This is a genomic window from Bordetella holmesii, from assembly GCF_020735985.1.
Taxonomy (GTDB): domain Bacteria; phylum Pseudomonadota; class Gammaproteobacteria; order Burkholderiales; family Burkholderiaceae_B; genus Bordetella; species Bordetella holmesii.
The window spans coordinates 1798253-1815516 of the sequence record NZ_CP085973.1 but is presented as its reverse complement, the minus strand read 5'-3'; the positions used below and the strand labels follow the sequence as shown (position 1 = coordinate 1815516).

Annotated in this window: 18 protein-coding genes; 16 read left to right on the top strand and 2 right to left on the bottom strand. The window is 62.3% G+C overall.

Annotated features, from left to right (window positions below; genetic code table 11):
• Window positions 1–9: 9 nt before the first annotated feature.
• The 8 genes from hemC to LK440_RS08640 all read left to right on the top strand — a co-directional run bounded on the left by hemC (window position 10) and on the right by LK440_RS08640 (window position 7346).
• Window positions 10–948 carry a hydroxymethylbilane synthase gene (hemC, locus tag LK440_RS08675; RefSeq protein ID WP_005013576.1) on the top strand — a complete coding sequence of 313 codons (939 nt, stop codon included), beginning with the start codon at window positions 10–12 and terminating at the stop codon, window positions 946–948.
• Between the two features lie 30 nt (window positions 949–978).
• Window positions 979–1758, top strand: coding sequence for a uroporphyrinogen-III synthase (locus tag LK440_RS08670; protein ID WP_005013577.1), 780 nt, complete (start codon window positions 979–981; stop codon window positions 1756–1758).
• 37 nt (window positions 1759–1795) lie between these two features.
• Window positions 1796–2968, top strand: a complete 1173-nt coding sequence (locus LK440_RS08665; protein WP_025341426.1) for a uroporphyrinogen-III C-methyltransferase — start codon at window positions 1796–1798, stop codon at window positions 2966–2968.
• Between the two features lie 4 nt (window positions 2969–2972).
• Window positions 2973–4520: a heme biosynthesis HemY N-terminal domain-containing protein gene (locus tag LK440_RS08660; RefSeq protein WP_005013579.1), complete on the top strand. Its 1548-nt coding sequence runs from the start codon at window positions 2973–2975 to the stop codon at window positions 4518–4520.
• A gap of 35 nt (window positions 4521–4555) precedes the next feature.
• On the top strand, window positions 4556–5089 hold the full coding sequence (ppa, locus tag LK440_RS08655) for an inorganic diphosphatase (RefSeq protein ID WP_005013580.1): 534 nt from the start codon (window positions 4556–4558) through the stop codon (window positions 5087–5089).
• Between the two features lie 243 nt (window positions 5090–5332).
• On the top strand, window positions 5333–6028 hold the full coding sequence (locus LK440_RS08650; RefSeq protein WP_005013581.1) for a fumarylacetoacetate hydrolase family protein: 696 nt from the start codon (window positions 5333–5335) through the stop codon (window positions 6026–6028).
• Between the two features lie 14 nt (window positions 6029–6042).
• Window positions 6043–6174, top strand: coding sequence for an entericidin A/B family lipoprotein (locus tag LK440_RS08645; protein ID WP_005013582.1), 132 nt, complete (start codon window positions 6043–6045; stop codon window positions 6172–6174).
• Between the two features lie 47 nt (window positions 6175–6221).
• Window positions 6222–7346 (top strand): acyl-CoA dehydrogenase family protein, encoded by a 1125-nt coding sequence (locus LK440_RS08640; RefSeq protein ID WP_005013583.1) that lies wholly within the window; start codon window positions 6222–6224, stop codon window positions 7344–7346.
• A 5-nt stretch (window positions 7347–7351) separates the two neighbouring features.
• Here the strand turns inward: LK440_RS08640 and lon are convergent, their stop codons facing one another.
• Together lon and LK440_RS08630 are read right to left on the bottom strand one after the other, a co-directional pair.
• Window positions 7352–9691 carry an endopeptidase La gene (gene lon, locus LK440_RS08635; protein ID WP_005013584.1) on the bottom strand — a complete coding sequence of 780 codons (2340 nt, stop codon included), beginning with the start codon at window positions 9689–9691 and terminating at the stop codon, window positions 7352–7354.
• Window positions 9688–10095 (bottom strand): Hsp20/alpha crystallin family protein, encoded by a 408-nt coding sequence (locus LK440_RS08630; RefSeq protein WP_005013585.1) that lies wholly within the window; start codon window positions 10093–10095, stop codon window positions 9688–9690. Before LK440_RS08630 ends, lon begins: the two co-directional genes overlap by 4 nt.
• Before the next feature lie 261 nt (window positions 10096–10356).
• Between LK440_RS08630 and LK440_RS08625 the strand changes: the two genes are divergently transcribed.
• The 8 genes from LK440_RS08625 to LK440_RS08590 all read left to right on the top strand — a co-directional run bounded on the left by LK440_RS08625 (window position 10357) and on the right by LK440_RS08590 (window position 17239).
• Window positions 10357–10617 carry a hypothetical protein gene (locus LK440_RS08625; protein WP_005013586.1) on the top strand — a complete coding sequence of 87 codons (261 nt, stop codon included), beginning with the start codon at window positions 10357–10359 and terminating at the stop codon, window positions 10615–10617.
• Between the two features lie 222 nt (window positions 10618–10839).
• Window positions 10840–11790, top strand: a complete 951-nt coding sequence (locus LK440_RS08620; RefSeq protein ID WP_005012067.1) for an IS481-like element IS481 family transposase — start codon at window positions 10840–10842, stop codon at window positions 11788–11790.
• A 49-nt stretch (window positions 11791–11839) separates the two neighbouring features.
• The gene (locus LK440_RS08615) at window positions 11840–13048 is read left to right on the top strand and encodes a hypothetical protein (protein WP_005013587.1); all 1209 of its coding nucleotides are present in this window, start codon (window positions 11840–11842) and stop codon (window positions 13046–13048) included.
• Between the two features lie 68 nt (window positions 13049–13116).
• Window positions 13117–13809, top strand: a complete 693-nt coding sequence (locus tag LK440_RS08610) for a pilus assembly protein (RefSeq protein ID WP_227944806.1) — start codon at window positions 13117–13119, stop codon at window positions 13807–13809.
• Window positions 13810–13919: 110 nt separating this feature from the next.
• Complete coding sequence (locus LK440_RS08605) at window positions 13920–14438, top strand: pilus assembly protein (RefSeq protein WP_227944805.1); 519 nt, start codon at window positions 13920–13922, stop codon at window positions 14436–14438.
• Between the two features lie 127 nt (window positions 14439–14565).
• Entirely contained in the window at window positions 14566–15258 is a 693-nt protein-coding gene (gene cpaB, locus LK440_RS08600) for a Flp pilus assembly protein CpaB (protein ID WP_230580931.1), read from the top strand.
• A complete protein-coding gene (locus LK440_RS08595; RefSeq protein ID WP_005013591.1) occupies window positions 15258–16619 on the top strand; it encodes a type II and III secretion system protein family protein in 1362 nt (453 codons plus the stop codon). The genes cpaB and LK440_RS08595 overlap by 1 nt, the downstream gene beginning before the upstream one ends.
• A complete protein-coding gene (locus LK440_RS08590; protein ID WP_005013592.1) occupies window positions 16616–17239 on the top strand; it encodes an FHA domain-containing protein in 624 nt (207 codons plus the stop codon). The genes LK440_RS08595 and LK440_RS08590 overlap by 4 nt, the downstream gene beginning before the upstream one ends.
• Window positions 17240–17264 lie beyond the last annotated feature (25 nt).

The following is a 17264-nucleotide window of genomic DNA, read 5'->3' as shown; positions in this document are numbered from 1 at the left end:
CGCTGCGACGTGTCGTTGCCGCAACGTTTGGTAATCGCCACCCGCGCGAGCCGGCTTGCCATCTGGCAAGCCGAGCACGTGCGAGACAGGCTGCGTGCGCTGTATCCGGCCTGCGCGGTCGAATTGCTGACCTTGACCACGCGCGGCGATCAGATCCTTGATCGCACGCTCTCAAAGGTCGGGGGCAAAGGCCTCTTTGTCAAAGAACTCGAAAACGCATTGCTCGACGGTCGTGCCGACCTGGCAGTGCACTCCCTGAAAGACGTGCCCGTCGAACTGCTTTCGCCGTTCGTCTTGTCGGCCGTACTGGAGCGGGCCGATCCCCGAGATGCTTTCGTGTCCAATCAACACGAGTCGCTGGCAACCTTGCCCAGCGCCGCCATCGTGGGGACTTCCAGTCTACGGCGTGAAGCGCAGATACGCGCGGCGCGTCCCGATCTCGTGGTCAAACCGTTACGGGGCAATCTGGACACCCGCCTGGGCAAACTCGATCAGGGCGAGTACGACGCCATTATTTTGGCGGCAGCCGGGCTGGAGCGCATCGGGTACGGCAATCGCATACGTGCCAGGCTATCTCCTGAACAAAGCCTGCCGGCCGCCGGGCAGGGTGCGCTGGGCATTGAGATCCGGGATGACCGGGATGACTTGCGGGCTTGGCTCGCCCCGTTGGCAAGCCCTGGTACGGCTGCCTGCGTGAGCGCCGAGCGCGCGGTCTCGCGCATGCTGGGCGGGTCGTGTCAGGTGCCTCTGGCTGCTTACGCCGAGCTGCACGGCCCGGATCTGCGGATACAGGCCCTGGTTTCGTCGATCGACGGCGTGCGCAGGGTGCGCAGCGAACGCGTCGGGCCCAGCGGCCAAGCCGAACAACTGGGGCAAGCCGTCGCCCAAGACCTGCTCGATAACGGTGCTGGTGACATCCTCGCCGAGCTGCTGCAAGATCCTCAATAGCCTAGACGACGTATCCTGCAGGGGGCTTTGATGTCACCTTTGGCCATTTTGACCCGGCCCGCTGGTCGCAATGAGGCTCTGGCTGCGCGTCTGCGCAATGCCGGCTGGGACGTGCGCCTGTGGCCGGCACTTTTGCTCGATACCCTGCCGGCGCCCGCTGCAGGCCATCCGCGCCCGGAAGACTTCGATTTGGTGATCTTTGTCTCGGGTAATGCGGCGCGTATCTATCTGGGTCAGGTTTATCCGGCGCACGGAGACTGGCCTGCTGCCACGATGGCCGCCACGGTCGGCCCGAGTAGCGCGCGCTCTTTGTTGAGTTCGGGTTTGTTTGGCGCAAATACAACAGTTTTATACCCCGATAAAGCAGCTCCGACGCACGACTCGGAGGCCTTGTGGCGCGTCATCAGGGCGCGTGCAGTCATGCCGCGCAAAGTCTTGCTGTTGCGTGGCACACGGGGTCGCGACTGGCTGGCTGATCAACTGCGTCAAGCTGGCGCAGAGGTCACCGTCCATGCCATTTACCGCCGTTTACCCGCGCAATGGGATGCTGCCCAACTTGAGTCGGTACGTTTGTGGGCCGCTCAGGGCCGGCAAGTGACCTGGCTGATGACGAGTGCCGAAGGCATCGATGCCATTGGCGCGCAATTGACGCGCGCCGGCTTGCAGACGTGGTGGCCGCAGTGCCGTTACGTCATCACACATCCTGTATTGAGGCGGTGCCTGCCGCTTGCTGGCGAGGGTGCGGCAGCAATGGTAAAAGAATGCATGCCTGCTGATGAGGCGATATTCGAGGCCTTTGCTGCTGCTTGAGTCGTCGTTTAATGCCATCAACGAATACAATCGCGTCATGACAGACAATACCTCTTCTCTTCCGCCGAGCCCCTCGACGGGCGGTCCTGCCGAGCGTCCCCCGGAAACCGCCAAGCCGATCAAACCCGCCCGCAAGGGCAGCGCGCTGTCCACGGCGCTCATCATCGTCCTGTTGCTTGCCATAGGTCTGGGGGCGGCCCTCTGGAACCTGCGCCAGCAGTCCGCCAAAAACGGCCGGGAAGTCGCAGCACGCCTGGATCGTCTGTCTGGCGATCTGCTTCAGGCGCGCAACGATGTACGTGAGGCGCTGTCCCTGGCGCAGGCGCAAAGCGGGCGCGTCGCCGATCTGGAAGGCAAGGTCCGCGAGACGCAAAGCCAGTACAGTGCGTTGCAACAGGCAATGCAGAATCTCAACGACGGCACCAGCGATGAAATGCTCGCCAATGACGTCGATCGGATGATCACCGTGGCCAGCCAGCAACTGCGCTTAGCCGGCAACGTCAACAATGCCGTGGTGGCGCTGGAGTCCGCTCAGGCGCGCTTGGCCCGTGCCGACCGCCCGCGGTTTGCCAGTCTGCAGCAGGCCATCAACGGCGATCTGGACCGCCTGCGCGCCGTAAGCACGGTTGATATTCCGGCGGTGTCCGGCCGTATTGAGCGCCTGGTCACCCTGGTAGGGCGTGCACCTTTGATCGTGCCCGACACCGCTGCGCCTGATCTCACCCCGCAGTCTGCCACCCGCGCGCGCTCGATGATGCCCGCGCCTGCTACCGAGCCCCTGCCAGCCGATGCGCCGTGGTGGCAACGTTGGCGTGCGGAATTGGGTTCCTGGCCCGGGCGTGCCGGTGCTGCGTTGACCAACGAGCTCGGTGATCTGATCCGTGTGCAGCGCGTTGATCAGCCTGCCGCGCTGTTGCTGTCGACGGACCAGGCAGCGGATCTGCGGTCGGTTCTTCATCAGCGCCTGCTGTCCTTGCAGTTGGCGATGCTGATGCGTCAACCTGCCGTCTGGAAGAGCGAATTGGACAATATCAGCGACACGCTGACCAAATACTTCGATCCCCGGTCGCCCGAAACTCAGGCCGCACTCAGCCTGACGCGTGATCTGGCGCAGACCGATATCGCGGTGCGCGTGCCCGATGTTGCCGATAGCCTCAACGGGATCGCCGCGCTGCGCGCGGCGGGTTTCAAGTCCGACGAGCAGGACTGAACACATGCGTACCTGGTTCTGGACTCTCCTGCTGGCCTGCGTGGCTGTTGCGATCGCCGTGGTGCTGCGTGCTCATCCGGGCAATGTGCTGATCTTGGTGTGGCCGTGGCGATTCGAAATGTCGTTGACCTTGGCCGTACTGTTGCTCGTGGCGCTTTTTGCCGCGCTGTATATCGGGCTGCGGCTGCTGGCCTGGCTGGTCGCCATTCCTGATCGCGTTCGTGCGTGGCGTGGCCGTCGTGCCCAGGCTCGTGACCACGAACTCCTCGAGCGTGGCTGGATCAGCCTGCTGGAAGGGCGTTTCTCACACGCGGAAAAAGACTTGGTCAAACTGCTTGAGCAGACCAAGGTAAGCGGCCGTCGCGTGCTGGCCGCCTTGTCAGCGGCACGGGCTGAACACGGATTGGGTGAGTTTGCGCGGCGTGATCAGATGCTTGAGCGTGCCCGTGAAGAGGCGGGTGCCGACGCCGGTCTCATCAAAGCCACCGCCACGGTGGCGGCCGATATGCTTCTGGATCAGGGACTGCCAGCCCAGGCTCTGGAGGTTCTCGCTCCCTTGCAAGACGGCGGGGCCCGCCATCTGCACACCATGCGCCTGTTGCTGCGCGCCGAGACAGCTTTGGGACACCAAGAGCGTGTATTCGTGCTGGCTCGAGGGCTGTCGCGGCGCAACGCGCTGGCGAAGGCCGAGGCCGAGCAACTGATCGATAGTTCCGGGGCTGCCCGCCTACGCGCGGGTATCGGCAGCGACCAATGGCGCGCAGTCTGGAAAGACCTCAAGGCCGAAGAGCGTATGCTGCCCTCCATCGCGTTGGCAGGGGCCGCTGCTTTTGAAGCGGCCGGCGATCATACCGAGGCCGCCCGCATTCTGGAGTCGGCCATCGCAGTGAAATTCAATCCTGCGCTCGTGGCCGCCTATGCGCGGTGCGATGCAGAGCAAGTCCCGCGTCGGCTGGCTAAGGCTGAAATCTGGTTGCAGCAGCGGCCCGCCGATGCCGGCTTTCTGACGGCCTTGGGCTTGCTGTGCCTCAACGGCCAGCTTTGGGGGCAGGCCGAACGTTATCTGCAGCGCAGCGTTGCTCGTCGCAACGATGCGCAGACGCATGCTCTGCTCGGTAGCCTCTATGACCGCTTGAACCGGCCGTCGGAGGCAGCACGTCATTGGCGTCTGGCAACATCCGCAAGCATGGCGTTGCCCATCCTGGCCACCGACGCTGCCTTGCCACCTGCTGACACCCAATCGGATCCGCATCATCTTGATGCCGAGGGGGGATATGTCGAAGGTGAAGAGATGGTCTATGCGGCGTCTGCGGCGGATCCTGCGCTGCAAACGCCCGCGGTGGCTGCCGATTACGTGCTCGATCCCGATGCCCAGCAGGCCGGCCGTGCAGAGCCGCCAGCGCCCCAGGCCATCGTGCCGTTGCGCTCTGCGGTGGATATCGAAGAGTACTTCGACAGCGCGCCCATTCCGCAGGCCGCCTTCGAGGCGCCGGTCAGTAGTTTCCAAGTCGAAACCTCCGTGCCCGAAGACAAGCCCGCCGGCAAGGTCTGATTTCCTTTTCAGTTACTACTCAGCAAGGTTCCAATATGAGTTTCGAACGCGTCCCCGCCGGCAAGAGCTTGCCGGATGATTTCAACGTCATCATCGAGATCCCGATGAACGCCGATCCGGTCAAGTATGAGGTCGACAAGGAAAGCGACGCTATCTTCGTGGATCGCTTCATGCTTACTGCCATGCACTATCCCTGCAACTATGGCTATATCCCGCAGACGCTTTCAGAAGACGGTGATCCCGCGGACGTATTGGTGATCACGCCTTTCCCCATCCAGATTGGCGCCGTGGTACGTTGCCGCGCCCTCGGTGTACTTGAAATGGATGACGAGTCCGGTGGCGATGCCAAGCTGCTGGCCGTGCCGGTGGACAAGCTCTATCCGCCGTACCGCAATATCAAGTCCTATGAGGATCTGCCGGCCGAGGACGTTGCCCGGATCCAGCACTTTTTCGAGCACTACAAAGACCTCGAAAAAGGTAAGTGGGTCAAGGTCAAGGTCTGGAAGGGCGTGGATGCTGCGCATGCAGAGATCCTGCGCAGCGCAGAACGCTACGGCAAGGGCGACTAAGCTACCGCGCAGCGCGCGGCAGATGCCGGGCGCTTGCGACCAGGACGCGGCCGCGACGGTACCCAACCGATCGCCGCCGCGTTTTTGTTAGGCTTGCTAGTAATTTATGCGACAGTACCGGAGTCAGGCTCTTGCCAGTTGACAGCTGGTTGAAGCATGAAGCTCCTGCAAAACCGGATAAACTCGCGCATTGTCAGTGTTAGCCGGCACAGCCGGCCATGCGTTCACAGAGGTTTAATGATCATGGAATATGTCATTCCCCCCACGCCGGCTGTGGCGGTGCCCGTGGCCGGAAGCAATGCCAGCTTTCCGGTGCGCCGTGTTTATTGCGTGGGGCGCAACTACGCCGAACACGCCAAAGAAATGGGTTTCACCGGACGTGAAGAGCCTTTTTTCTTCAATAAGCCGGCTGACGCCATTGTTTTCGTTCCCGACGGCGATATCGGCTCCATACCCTATCCGCCGCGCACCACCAATCTGCATTATGAGATGGAGCTGGTTGTGGTTCTGGCCAAAGGAGGCAAGGACATTCCGGTCGATCAGGCCAATGAATGTGTCTGGGGGTATGCCCTGGGCCTGGATATGACGCGTCGCGACCTGCAGGGTGAAGCCAAGAAGCAGGGCCGACCATGGGAAGTGGGCAAAGGTTTTGATTTCTCCGCGCCTATAGGTCCGATCCATCCTCGCAGCGTGGTCGGCACGCTCAACAGCGGCGCCATCTGGCTCGACCTCAACGGCGAGCGCAAGCAATCCAGCGACATCTCCCAGATGATCTGGAATATCCCCGAAAGCATCGCCTTCCTGTCCACCTTGTTCGAACTGCAACCCGGCGACATCATTTTCACCGGCACTCCCGAAGGAGTCGGCGCCGTGGTCCAGGGTGATGAGATCGTGGGCGGCATCGATGGCCTGGGCGAGCTGCGCTTGCGCATCGCCTGAGCTAGGAAGCGACCATGCGAAGCAAGATCGTGCTGACCGCCTTCGTGGCGTTCGGCTTTGTGCTGCAAGGCTGCAATACCGTCGCCGGCATGGGCAAGGATATGTCACGGGCGGGCAACGCCATCACCCACGCCGCCGAGAAATAAACTGGCTTTCGCCGCAACCTTCCGCACGCGGAGGGTTGCAGCTTGCCATGTTCTCAGGGGCGGATTTGACCGAAAACCAGGGCGTGGTGTTTAGTGAAGGAGCGTTTATGCGTGCGTGCGATCGCTTCGTGAAGCCTGAGCTGGCAGGCTGGTTGAGCCAGTATGCCGAAGCGCTGGATAGCGACGCTGCGCTCGGAGCGCAACTGCTGCCGCGGTTGGCTGCCGAGGGCATTTTCGGCCTGGGTGTGCCGGCAGACAAAGGCGGCCGTGCCCACAGTGACATCGGGCATGCTATCGAAGCCATCGCCGAACTGGCCTCGTACTCGTTGACGGCGGCCTTTGTCGCTTGGGCACAACGAGTCGTCATTGAAACGTTGTTGCGTGGCACCAATGATCAATTGGCTGCCATGAGTCTGCCGGAGCTGTTTTCAGGCAGGCTGGCTGGCGCCTCGGGCCTGTCCAACGCGATCAAATCCCTGAGCGGTTTTGACAGCGTGCGTATCCAGGCCGAGGACACCGCCGAGGGTTGGGCGCTCTCCGGACAGGTCGACTGGATTACCAATGCCCGTGCCGGAGGTTTTCTGGCTACGGCCGCGACAGCAGTCCCGGGAGGTGGGATGGCCATCGTGGCTTTGCATTCCAATGTGCAGGGCCTTACCCGGCATGACGATCTACCGCTGTTAGGGTTGCGCGCCAGCAGCACGTGCGCCCTTGCTTTGGCCGACCTGCCCCTGATGCCAGGCGATCTCATCCATCCAGACGCTCGCCAGATCCTGCCAGGGTTGCGTCCGGTACTGGTCGGGTTGCAATGCGGGTTCGCGATCGGCATAGCCCGAGCCAGCCTCGGTGCCGCAATGGGTCACCGAGGCGTGTTGACCGACGCCCGGGAAGCGCTGAGCGCTCGCGTGCAGGGACTGACGGCGGACTTGGTACAAGGCGTCAGACAGGAGCGGTTCATCACAGACCCTGCGCGTCTGTTCGCACTGCGCATTGCACTTGCCGAAACTGCTCAGCAGGCCGTCGAGCTCGAGTTGCAGACCAGTGGAGGCAAGGCCTATCTGCACGGCGACGGCAATGGGTTTGCTCGTCGATGGCGCGAAGCGGCGTTCCTGCCCATTGTCACGCCAAGCCTGATTCAGCTCAAGACCGAGCTGGCCAGGCTGGCGGCGTAGTCCGCTCAGGTCTGCGGCATGCTGTCAGCTTGACCGGGGCCCTCGATGGCGCACTTGAGCGCGTCCTCGACCCGATCCAGCAGAACAAAACGCAGCTTGCGGCGGGCTTCGGGGGGGACGTCCTCCAGATCGCGCTCATTGCGCCGGGGGAGCATCACCACCTTGATACCTGCGCGCAGCGCGGCAAGTGTCTTTTCCTTGACTCCACCGATGGGCAGTACCAGCCCGCGCAGACTGACTTCACCTGTCATGGCTACCTCGGCGCTGATGGGTTTGTCGCTTAGCAATGACGCGAGCGCCACGAACATCGCCACGCCGGCGCTGGGGCCATCCTTGGGAGTGGCGCCGGCAGGCACGTGGATATGGATGTCGAACTTGTCCAGTGATTCGCCGCTCCAGGTTTTGGCCAACGTCAGCGCCGTCTGTGCCGACTCTTTCATGACGTCACCCAACTGCCCTGTAAGAATGAGCCGCCCGCTGCCCGGTACCTTGCTTGCCTCGATAAAGAGTATGTCCCCGCCCACGGGTGTCCAGGCCAGGCCAGTGGCTACACCGGCCACGCTGGTGCGTAGTGCCACCTCGTTTTCGAAACGTTGAGGGCCAAGAATGGCTGGCAGGTCCGAGGTCCCGATAGATACGTGTTCTGCCTTGCCTTCGGCAATCTGCATGGCAGCGTGTCGCAGTGTCGAGCCGATTTCGCGTTCCAGGTTGCGTACGCCGGCCTCGCGTGTGTAATTGCTTACGATCTCGGTCAGTGCCGCGTCGCTGATGTCCACCTGCGCGGGCTGCAGCCCATTGGCTTGCAGTTGGCCTTCGACCAGATAACGCCGTGCGATCTGGACTTTTTCCTCCGCGGTATAGCCTGGCAGTTGGATGATCTCCATCCGGTCGCGCAATGGCCCTGGAATCGTATCCAGCGCGTTGGCAGTGCAGATGAACATGACATGCGACAGGTCGAAGTCCACGCCCAGGTAGTTGTCGCGAAATTTATGGTTTTGCTCAGGATCTAGCACTTCGAGCAAGGCACTGCCCGGATCACCATGAAATCCGCCCGCACCCAGTTTGTCGATCTCGTCGAGCATCAGCACCACGTTATTTGTGCCGGCGCGGCGCATGGCCTGAATGATATTTCCCGGCAACGCGCCGAGATACGTACGGCGATGGCCACGGATTTCTGCCTCGTCATGCACGCCGCCCAAGGCGACGCGCTGGAAGGCGCGGTCGGTTGCCCGCGCGATGGATTGCCCCAGCGACGTCTTGCCCACCCCGGGAGGACCAGCAAAGCACAATATGGGGCTGCGTCCATCAGGGTTGAGCTTGCGCACTGCCAGATACTCGAGGATGCGGCGCTTGATCTTGTCCAGACCAAAATGATCGTCGTCCAGGATCTTGCGTGCGTCGTTCAGGTCGATCGGCTGCTGGGGCTCCTGTTTCCAGGGCAGTTCGGTAAGCCACTCCAGATAGGTGCGCAGCATGGCGTTCTCGCCGCTGGCCTCTCCCATGCGCTGCAGACGGCCGAACTCTTTGCGCGCATGGCGCAATACGTCTTGCGGCATCCCTGCAGCTTCGATGGCTGTTTTCAGTTGTTCGAGTTCGGCCGCGGTGTCTTCGGTATCGCCGAGCTCCTTCTGGATTTGGCGCAATTGCTCTCGCAGCAGGGTCTCTCGCTGCCGTTCATCGAACTGAGCACGGGTTCGCTCGCCGATTTCCTTGGACAGACGGAGCACCTCGATGCGGGCGGCCAGCAGGCCGATGACTTTATCTAAGCGCTGGGCCAGATCGAACGTCTCGAGCACCGCCTGTTTTTCCGCGGGCTTGACGTCCACTAGATTGGTCACCATGTCGGCCAGCAGAGTGGGCGACTCTATGCCCTGCACGACACCGCCAAGCTCGTCGGGCACATTGGGCAGCAAGGTGATGGCCTCCAGCGCTTGCTGTTTTAACTGGAGAAATCTCGCCTCGACTTGGCTATTGTCGGCCGTGGCCTCTTCGACCAGAGCGACCCTCGCCACCATGAAGGGCCAACCCTCCAGGAACTCCAGCACCCGAAACCGGCTCTGCCCCTGAACGAGCAGGTGATGCGCTCCATCCTGTCCAGTGATGTAACGCGCGATGGGGCCCTGCGTGCCGACCCAATACAGGTCTGCGGGCTGCACCTCATCCTTTTGCGGGTCGCGCTGCAAGAGAAATCCCACGGGGCGTTCGGTCTTGACTGCCTCTTGAGCGGCGGCGACGGAGATTTGTCTGCCGACGGTCACAGGCGTCAGTACCCCGGGAAAAAGCACCGCATCGCGCAGCGGAATGATGATGCGCGCATCTTCGGGCAACGTGCGCGGGTCGGTCATGGGATCTCCCTAAGCTTGTTCAGGGTGAGAAACAGGCAGCCATCGGCCAGGCGCGGTGTGACCGGCTCGAGGGCATGCAAGGGCAGGCGGATGCGACGCTGGAACTGACCGTAAGGTATTTCCAGTTGATGGATACGATGCGTGTAATTGGTAGGAATCGGGCGCAGGCCCGTCACGGTGATGCCTTCCGGGTCGAACCTCACCACGACGTCATCGGCGCTGACACCGGGCAGCGCCACGATGACCAGTACCGCCGAGTCGCTCTCGACGATGTCCACGGGCGGCTCCCAGGCGTGCGCAGCGGCCTGGACGGACTGCAGGACCTGCCGCTGCATTCTTTCGGCATGGTGCATCAGCGCTAGGGCATCGCCCCATATCCAGGATGAAAAATCGCGCGATTTCATTGAACTCCCAGCCCCCAAGAGGTTCTGCCGGGCACCGCCGCGGCTGATTCGGATGCTACTGTCCGGCGAGCCGGACATCGTGCGGGGTCAAGCACTCGATCGACGGCCGGCAGGTCGACCGTCCAGACCAATATACTCCACTCGAGCGCGGCCATAAGCCTGACGGCAGGATGCTTATATGCTCCTCGGTTTATGCGAATTGTTGCTGCCTGCGGACATATTCAGACTGGCATCTCGTGAAACTTGAGTACGAGGTGCCACATGCAGCCCAAACGACGTCAGGCCGGTCAGGCCATGACTGAATACATCATCGTTGTCGCGCTGGTCGCCGTTGCAGCCATCGCGGTTTACCAATACTTCGGGCAGGTCTTGCGGGCCCAGACGGCCGCCATGGCGCGCGAGCTCTCCGGCGAAGACGGCACCGCCCAGGTCAAGCAGGCGCAGGGGGCAGCCGGTAAAGCCGCCACGCAGGCCAAAGCGCGCACGCTGAAATCCTTCACGGGTAACGCGGGCAGCAAGTGAAACGTACCTCTGCCATGCATGGTGCCCAGCGCGGGCAGGCCTTGATTCTGGGCATACTGATCCTCGGCCTATTGCTGGGTGCTTGGATAGCGGCACATTGGACTGCACGCATGGCCAGCGCTAGCTGTGAAGATTCAATAGGTTGTATGCATGGTTCATCCGAACCGGATTTGAGAAACTGGAAATCGCCAACCCCCCAGTTCACTCAAGGAGCCCGGCCGGATGAACACCCATAAGCATGCCCGATTGACCTTCCTACGTCGCCTCGAAATGGTCCAGCAATTGATCGCCCATCAAGTTTGTGTGCCTGAAGCGGCCCGCGCCTATGGGGTCACCGCGCCGACTGTGCGCAAATGGCTGGGCCGCTTCCTGGCTCAGGGCCAGGCGGGTTTGGCCGATGCGTCCTCGCGCCCGACGGTCTCGCCCCGAGCGATTGCGCCGGCCAAGGCGCTGGCTATCGTGGAGCTGCGCCGCAAGCGGCTGACCCAAGCGCGCATCGCCCAGGCGCTGGGCGTGTCAGCCAGCACCGTCAGCCGCGTCCTGGCCCGCGCCGGTCTGTCGCACCTGGCCGACCTGGAGCCGGCCGAGCCGGTGGTGCGCTACGAGCATCAGGCCCCCGGCGATCTGCTGCACATCGACATCAAGAAGCTGGGACGTATCCAGCGCCCTGGCCACCGGGTCACGGGCAACCGACGCGATACCGTTGAGGGGGCCGGCTGGGACTTCGTCTTCGTGGCCATCGATGACCACGCCCGCGTGGCCTTCACCGACATCCACCCCGACGAGCGCTTCCCCAGCGCCGTCCAGTTCCTCAAGGACGCAGTGGCCTACTACCAGCGCCTGGGCGTGACCATCCAGCGCTTGCTCACCGACAATGGCTCGGCCTTTCGCAGCCGCGCCTTCGCCGCGCTGTGCCATGAGCTGGGCATCAAGCACCGCTTTACCCGACCTTACCGCCCACAGACCAATGGCAAGGCCGAACGCTTCATCCAGTCGGCCTTGCGTGAGTGGGCTTACGCTCACACCTACCAGAACTCCCAACACCGAGCCGATGCCATGAAATCCTGGCTACACCACTACAACTGGCATCGACCCCACCAAGGCATCGGGCGCGCTGTACCCATCTCCAGACTCAACCTGGACGAATACAACCTATTGACAGTTCACAGCTAGCGCGCGGCTGACGCATGTCGCCGATGCCGTGGCTTACAGCGGAGCACTGATGCAGGCACGCCAGCTCAATCTGCTGGCCTATATCCATCGTGCGCAGTTGGCGCATCAGGTGGCCATGGCGCATCTGGTCACCTTGGTTTCCTGGCATCAGCTGGGACAGACGCAGTCAACTCGGCGGGCAATAGGTAACCCGCCGGCGTTTCTGATCGCCAAACTGTTTGGTCCGCGTTTCGCTCGGTCCTATGGGGTTTTCCCGTCGAGGGCGGCGCCCTATTCCTACGGACCCGGTGCATTACAGGCCTCTTTGCAACGGCATGATGCAGTCGTTCACCGCATTTTGGCCCAAGTGGCTCGCGAGCAATGGCGTCAGATGACGTCGCTACGAGACGCTCATATGCAGCGCGTGCTTCAGGCCAACTATGTGTCATCAACGTCAAGCCATTCAGGAGTTCCTGCCATGCAGGTGCGCGACGACACTTTCCCACGTCTTCTGTCATGGCAGTCTCCTTCCGATGGCCAAGGGATCGAGGCCCTGACTCACGTCGTCACCCGGCGGTTTGCTTTTCTGCGTCCTCGTGATCTGACCTGGGCCAGTGCCTGGATCGTCCAACTGCGATGTCCCAATACTCGGCACCAACTGCGCCGTCGGGGCCACACCTTTCTGGATGCGCAGGGTCGCTGGGGAGCAAGCGATACCTTGTCGTTTCACGCGCTGCGCAGCAACCGATGGATAGGGTGCTACTTCCGTGAGTACCCGATGGGCTGGGCCACGACGGGATCCACTCGTTGGCAGCGTGGGCGGCATTACGTCGAGCGGCCGCTGACTGAGTTCTCTTCTCAGGATTTCTGGCGCTGGTATAGCCAACACTCCGGTCTGCATGCCCGCGCCTGGCGCAATAATCCATTGGCCAGTTCCTACGCTGTACGCGATCGCTACGCTCCCGCCGCCGGTGCCGGCCTGCCGGACGTTCTGGGCCTGTCGCCACAGGGCTTGCAACAGGCCAAATCCCGATTCCGCTTGAACTTGCGGACGTCGTTGGCGGTGTCCGACCTGGGGCAGCAATGGCGCCTTTCCTGGTTGGGCCGCGACGACGCCTGGTGGCGGACGCGTCCTCTGGTGCGCAGTAGCGTTGCAGAGACCTATTTCGCCCCACCTCCGTCTGCCATGGGCACGCCGGAGCTGCCCTCTTTGTTTCGTCCATACTGGCAGGCCCGTCTGGCTGCGGATCCTGCCCTGCGTACCGGAGCCACACCGTAATGCTCAAGCGACCCTCTTACCACCGGCGTCCTTGCGTGCCGCGCCCATCTCGATCGCGCAAATTGCGATTGATCAAACCCTCGGACAAACAGCAGTTGCTCCTGATTGATGCGGATATGCCCCAACCCGAATTGGGTTGCGCGGCAACGAGGTCATGGCCCAGGCGCAGTTGCCGGTCTTGGCAGCAACGCTACCGGCAGCGTGGCCAGGCGTTACCTGAAATGCTGGTGGTGGCCGGCGCGATGGCACTCTTGTGGATAGGTGTACAGGAGTTGTCCTCTATGCGCATGGCCGTTCTGGAGGCCGCGCAGTCCAGCCGGCACTGGGCCTTTGCGTTGGCGCGTGCCCACACACCTCCGGCCAAGGATGAGGGCATGCATCTGGCCGTGCTCGAGGTGGCACAGGCCCACGACAGTGCAATTTCTGCGGACGCTCGTACACTGGCTCGTGATTGGTTGGACTTGCCCGGACGATGGGCTGCCGTGCGCGCCTGGGCCGGCCAAGGAAACCCTGAGCGGTACACCGTCGTGTCAGCGGGTGCCGGCCATTCCAGCGGGGCGACATCCACGCAACAACGTCTACAACGTTCGACACTTGGTTGGCGCGGCAGCGCGGCGGTTTCCTTGCGCCAGGCTAGTAGATTGGATAAAGCCCTGGCGGGTCTTGATCATCCGTGGGGGCAGCGGCGGATCAGCACGGATTGGCTATCGCCATGGGCGGACGTAACCGTGGCTGGAACGCGTGCCTTGGGTAAGCACTGATGGCAGCCCCACCTCGTGCTGGTGTTCTCGCTATGCTTGTCTTATTCGCGTCTGCGGCACGTTCTATGCCAACGCCGCCCGCGTTGCCTCACTTATCTGCTCGGCCGGCGATGTCTCTGACGCTTTCGACCGGTAGTCGCCTGGAGTGGCGACACTTCGACTCGTCCCAAGACATCACTGCCGTATTGGAGCAGATCCCTGTTTCGCCTGAGCACACTCCAGTGATGGCAGTGTGGCCCGGCCATACTCTGGTGGTTCACGAAGAGGGCCCCTGCCAGGTGATGCTGAGCTTGCGTGAGCGTGACTCGGGTGGCACGACGGGTAGCCAGTCGCGCTTGTGTGCACGGCAAACGGCCGATGTCCCTAACATCGAGTCTTTGCGCGCGCCGGCCGAACTCCTGCACGTTCACGCGGAAGATCACGTAACGCTGTCCGTATGGAAGTTGCCGATGGTGCTGGCCGACGCACGTCGATGGTTGCACTCGGCGCTCGACGCCTCTGGATGGCAATCGGCTCCGACTCAAGAGGCGTGGACCCGTTCGGGATCAAGATTGGAGAGTTTCTTGACCGCCCTGGATGGCGATTCTGGACTGGCCAGCGGTGTTGTTCTGGTACGTCATGACGACTGAGTCCTCTCAAACCAGAGCAGCTGGTGGATTCCCCTGGCGCCTGATTGGCAGATACCAGTCCTTGATGTGGTCGGGGCGGGGCGTGTGGGTCTTGGCGGTGATATGCGGGGCCGGGGCAGCGTGGGCCGTGCAGGCACACATCGAAAGTAAAGAGCGTGACCTGCAACGCCGCAACCAGGTTCCCACCGTGGCCAGGGTGGTCGCCTGGGCTGATTTACCCGCCGGCCATGTGCTGCAGGTCGAGGACCTGGCCCAACGTGACATTCCAACTGCCTGGGCATCGGTTCAATCGTTGGGTCCGGACGACCTGGAGGATGTGATCGGCTCGCGGCTGAGAATAGCCGTGCCTGCTGGGCAGCCTATTCTTCGCGCTGATCTGGAGGACGAACAACCGGCTACCTCTGCGCGTCTGGCAGCCGGCAAACGGGCGCTGACCCTACCATTGCGCGAATTGGCCGAGGCTCCTCCAGACATGCGCGAAGGCGATCATCTGGATATCTATGTCTCGCTTACGCACGACGACAAACGGCTGACATTGCCGCTGTTGCAAAACAGTCGCGTGCTCGCTGCTCCCGGACTTCAGGGTGGCCAGGTTGTTCTGGAGGTTAGCTCCGCGGATGCTGTGCGTATCATCGCAGCGCGCCAGGTGGGGGCACTGACACTGGCGCTTCGCGCGCCCGAAGATATGACGGCTCCGGCACTGCCGGCAGGAGAACTGAGCGATATTCTCGGCCTACAGCGTCAAGCCAACGGGGCAATTCCGGTTCTCTATGGGGATGGCCATCAAAACCTCCCCATCCTCATGCCGGAGGGGCCGTGATGCTACATCGAGTTCTGTGCCGCATCCGCACTCATTTGTCAGCGGCATCTGCCGGCCTGCCAGCCATCTTGGTGTTGGCGGTCAACCTGATGGTGATGCCGGCGCGAGTTTCGGCTGCCGAGCCAATTCTCATGGAGGTCGGTCAAACCCATGTCCTGCCGGCACCAGGTCTGACTCGTATTGCCGTGGGCAGCGGTCAAGTGATTCAGGCGCAAGCGGTCGACGCACGGGAGGTCATTCTCTTTGCTCGCAAGGAGGGTGTCTCGTCGGTCCATGTATGGACGGACAAGCAAAACGTCAGGGCATATGACGTGCGGGTCATGCCTGCCGGATTCGGGCAGATGCGTGCAGAGGTCGAAAGTCTGTTGGCCAGTATGCCGCAACTACGATTCAGTGTCGTGGGACATCAGATTGTCATCGAGGGGGCAGGCCTGTCCGATGAGCACAAACAACGACTCACGGCGCTGGCGGCACGCTATCCGGAGGTTCTGGATCTCACCGGCGACGTCGGCTGGGAGCAAATGGTGCTGCTGGACGTTCAGGTGGTGGAACTCCCGCGCACCCGGCTGTCGGAGCTTGGTTTGGTCTGGGAGTCCACCTCGCCACAGTCAGCTGGCTCGGCGGCCAACGGTCCTTGGGGCAGCCTCCAGTGGACGGGGCTGCATGCTTCGCTTGGTGCGCGCCTGCAGGCGTTGGCCCAGCGCGGTGAGGCAGTGTTTCTGGCCCGTCCCAGGCTGCTGGCTAGAAGTGGTTCTGCGGCATCGTTTCTGGCGGGAGGGGAGATACCTTATCCCAGTGCCGATGGCGAGGGCAAAGGTGCTACCGTGTTCAAACCCTATGGGGTAGCTCTGACGATCACTCCGAGGATTGATCCGCGCGGGACGATACGCTCACGCATCGAGGTCGAAGCCAGTTCCATCGACCCGACCATCACTGTACCGGCCGGACCCGCCATGCGTACCCGTCGTGCCACGACAGAATTCAACCTGCCATCGGGGCAGACGTTGGTGCTTGGCGGCTTTCTGAGCCGCGAACGCACCCAGCAGACAGGTGGCCTGCCTTGGCTGAGTGAATTGCCTATAGTGGGGGCGCTATTCGGGACTCGCCGCGAGCAGGCCCGTGATACCGAGCTGGCTATCTTCGTCACGCCCACTATAGTCAAGCCAGACGATCCCGCTCTTGCCCAGGAGGCTGCGCGTGGCAATCAGTTGCTGCGGCGTGTGTTTACCGAACCTGCGGAGATATTGTCGGATAGCCCTGCACCGTCGCCCGACGGGCCGCGACCGGCGTGGGCGAACTCGCAGTGGAGTGACCCGAACGCACGTTCACGGGCCGGATCTCGAGAAGGGGTATCGCCATGATGTTGGAGTTGCAGTACGAAGACGGCCGGGCTGAACGCCTCACCTTATCAGCGCCAGTTTTGATCGGACGCGCCGCGCACTGTGATTTGCGTATAGCCAATTGGCGTGTTGCGCGTGAGCATGCTCGGCTGCTTCAAGGTCCGGACGGCTGGATCATCGAGGATCTCGGCGGCTTGGCCGGGACCTTCGTCAACGGCGCGCGGGTGGCGATGCACGGCCCGCTGGTCGCCGCCGACACCATCGTGATCGGCCCTTGCCGGTTGCGTCTTTCACCGCCGCCTCCGACGCCGGCAGATGTCGCGGCAGGCTCTGTTCAGATCGATGACGCGTCGGAAACGTGGCAGGCCTGCCGGGCTGCGTTGCACGAAGCGCTGATCCAGGCTCTTGATCTGCGCCGACGCGATGTGGCCTCGATGTCGGACGGCGCGCTAAGGCAGGAGGCCTCTGGCTTGTTGGCCAGATTGCTGAAAGAGAGTGCGGTGGCTGTTCCTGAAACGGTTGACCGAGTCTCCCTTTGCAAAAGTGTGCTTGATGAGGCGGTCGGGCTCGGCGCTCTGGAGCCTTTGCTGGAGGACTCCTCCATCTCTGAGATCATGGTCAACGTGACCTGCTCCCCGTGATTAGTACGAAATCGATGTAGAGTCC

Bases quoted from the DNA above. Each gene is read 5' to 3' on its own strand.
- ppa (WP_005013580.1), top strand. From the start codon at position 4,556: ATGAGTTTCGAACGCGTCCCCGCCGGCAAGAGCTTGCCGGATGATTTC.
- LK440_RS08630 (WP_005013585.1), bottom strand. From the start codon at position 10,095: ATGAAATCGCGCGATTTTTCATCCTGGATATGGGGCGATGCCCTAGCG.
- LK440_RS08665 (WP_025341426.1), top strand. From the start codon at position 1,796: ATGACAGACAATACCTCTTCTCTTCCGCCGAGCCCCTCGACGGGCGGT.
- LK440_RS08640 (WP_005013583.1), top strand. From the start codon at position 6,222: ATGTTCTCAGGGGCGGATTTGACCGAAAACCAGGGCGTGGTGTTTAGT.
- LK440_RS08595 (WP_005013591.1), top strand. From the start codon at position 15,258: ATGCTACATCGAGTTCTGTGCCGCATCCGCACTCATTTGTCAGCGGCA.
- LK440_RS08660 (WP_005013579.1), top strand. From the start codon at position 2,973: ATGCGTACCTGGTTCTGGACTCTCCTGCTGGCCTGCGTGGCTGTTGCG.
- LK440_RS08615 (WP_005013587.1), top strand. From the start codon at position 11,840: ATGCAGGCACGCCAGCTCAATCTGCTGGCCTATATCCATCGTGCGCAG.
- LK440_RS08590 (WP_005013592.1), top strand. From the start codon at position 16,616: ATGATGTTGGAGTTGCAGTACGAAGACGGCCGGGCTGAACGCCTCACC.
- LK440_RS08645 (WP_005013582.1), top strand. From the start codon at position 6,043: ATGCGAAGCAAGATCGTGCTGACCGCCTTCGTGGCGTTCGGCTTTGTG.
- lon (WP_005013584.1), bottom strand. From the start codon at position 9,691: ATGACCGACCCGCGCACGTTGCCCGAAGATGCGCGCATCATCATTCCG.
- LK440_RS08620 (WP_005012067.1), top strand. From the start codon at position 10,840: ATGAACACCCATAAGCATGCCCGATTGACCTTCCTACGTCGCCTCGAA.
- LK440_RS08605 (WP_227944805.1), top strand. From the start codon at position 13,920: ATGTCTCTGACGCTTTCGACCGGTAGTCGCCTGGAGTGGCGACACTTC.
- LK440_RS08650 (WP_005013581.1), top strand. From the start codon at position 5,333: ATGGAATATGTCATTCCCCCCACGCCGGCTGTGGCGGTGCCCGTGGCC.
- LK440_RS08625 (WP_005013586.1), top strand. From the start codon at position 10,357: ATGCAGCCCAAACGACGTCAGGCCGGTCAGGCCATGACTGAATACATC.
- LK440_RS08670 (WP_005013577.1), top strand. From the start codon at position 979: ATGTCACCTTTGGCCATTTTGACCCGGCCCGCTGGTCGCAATGAGGCT.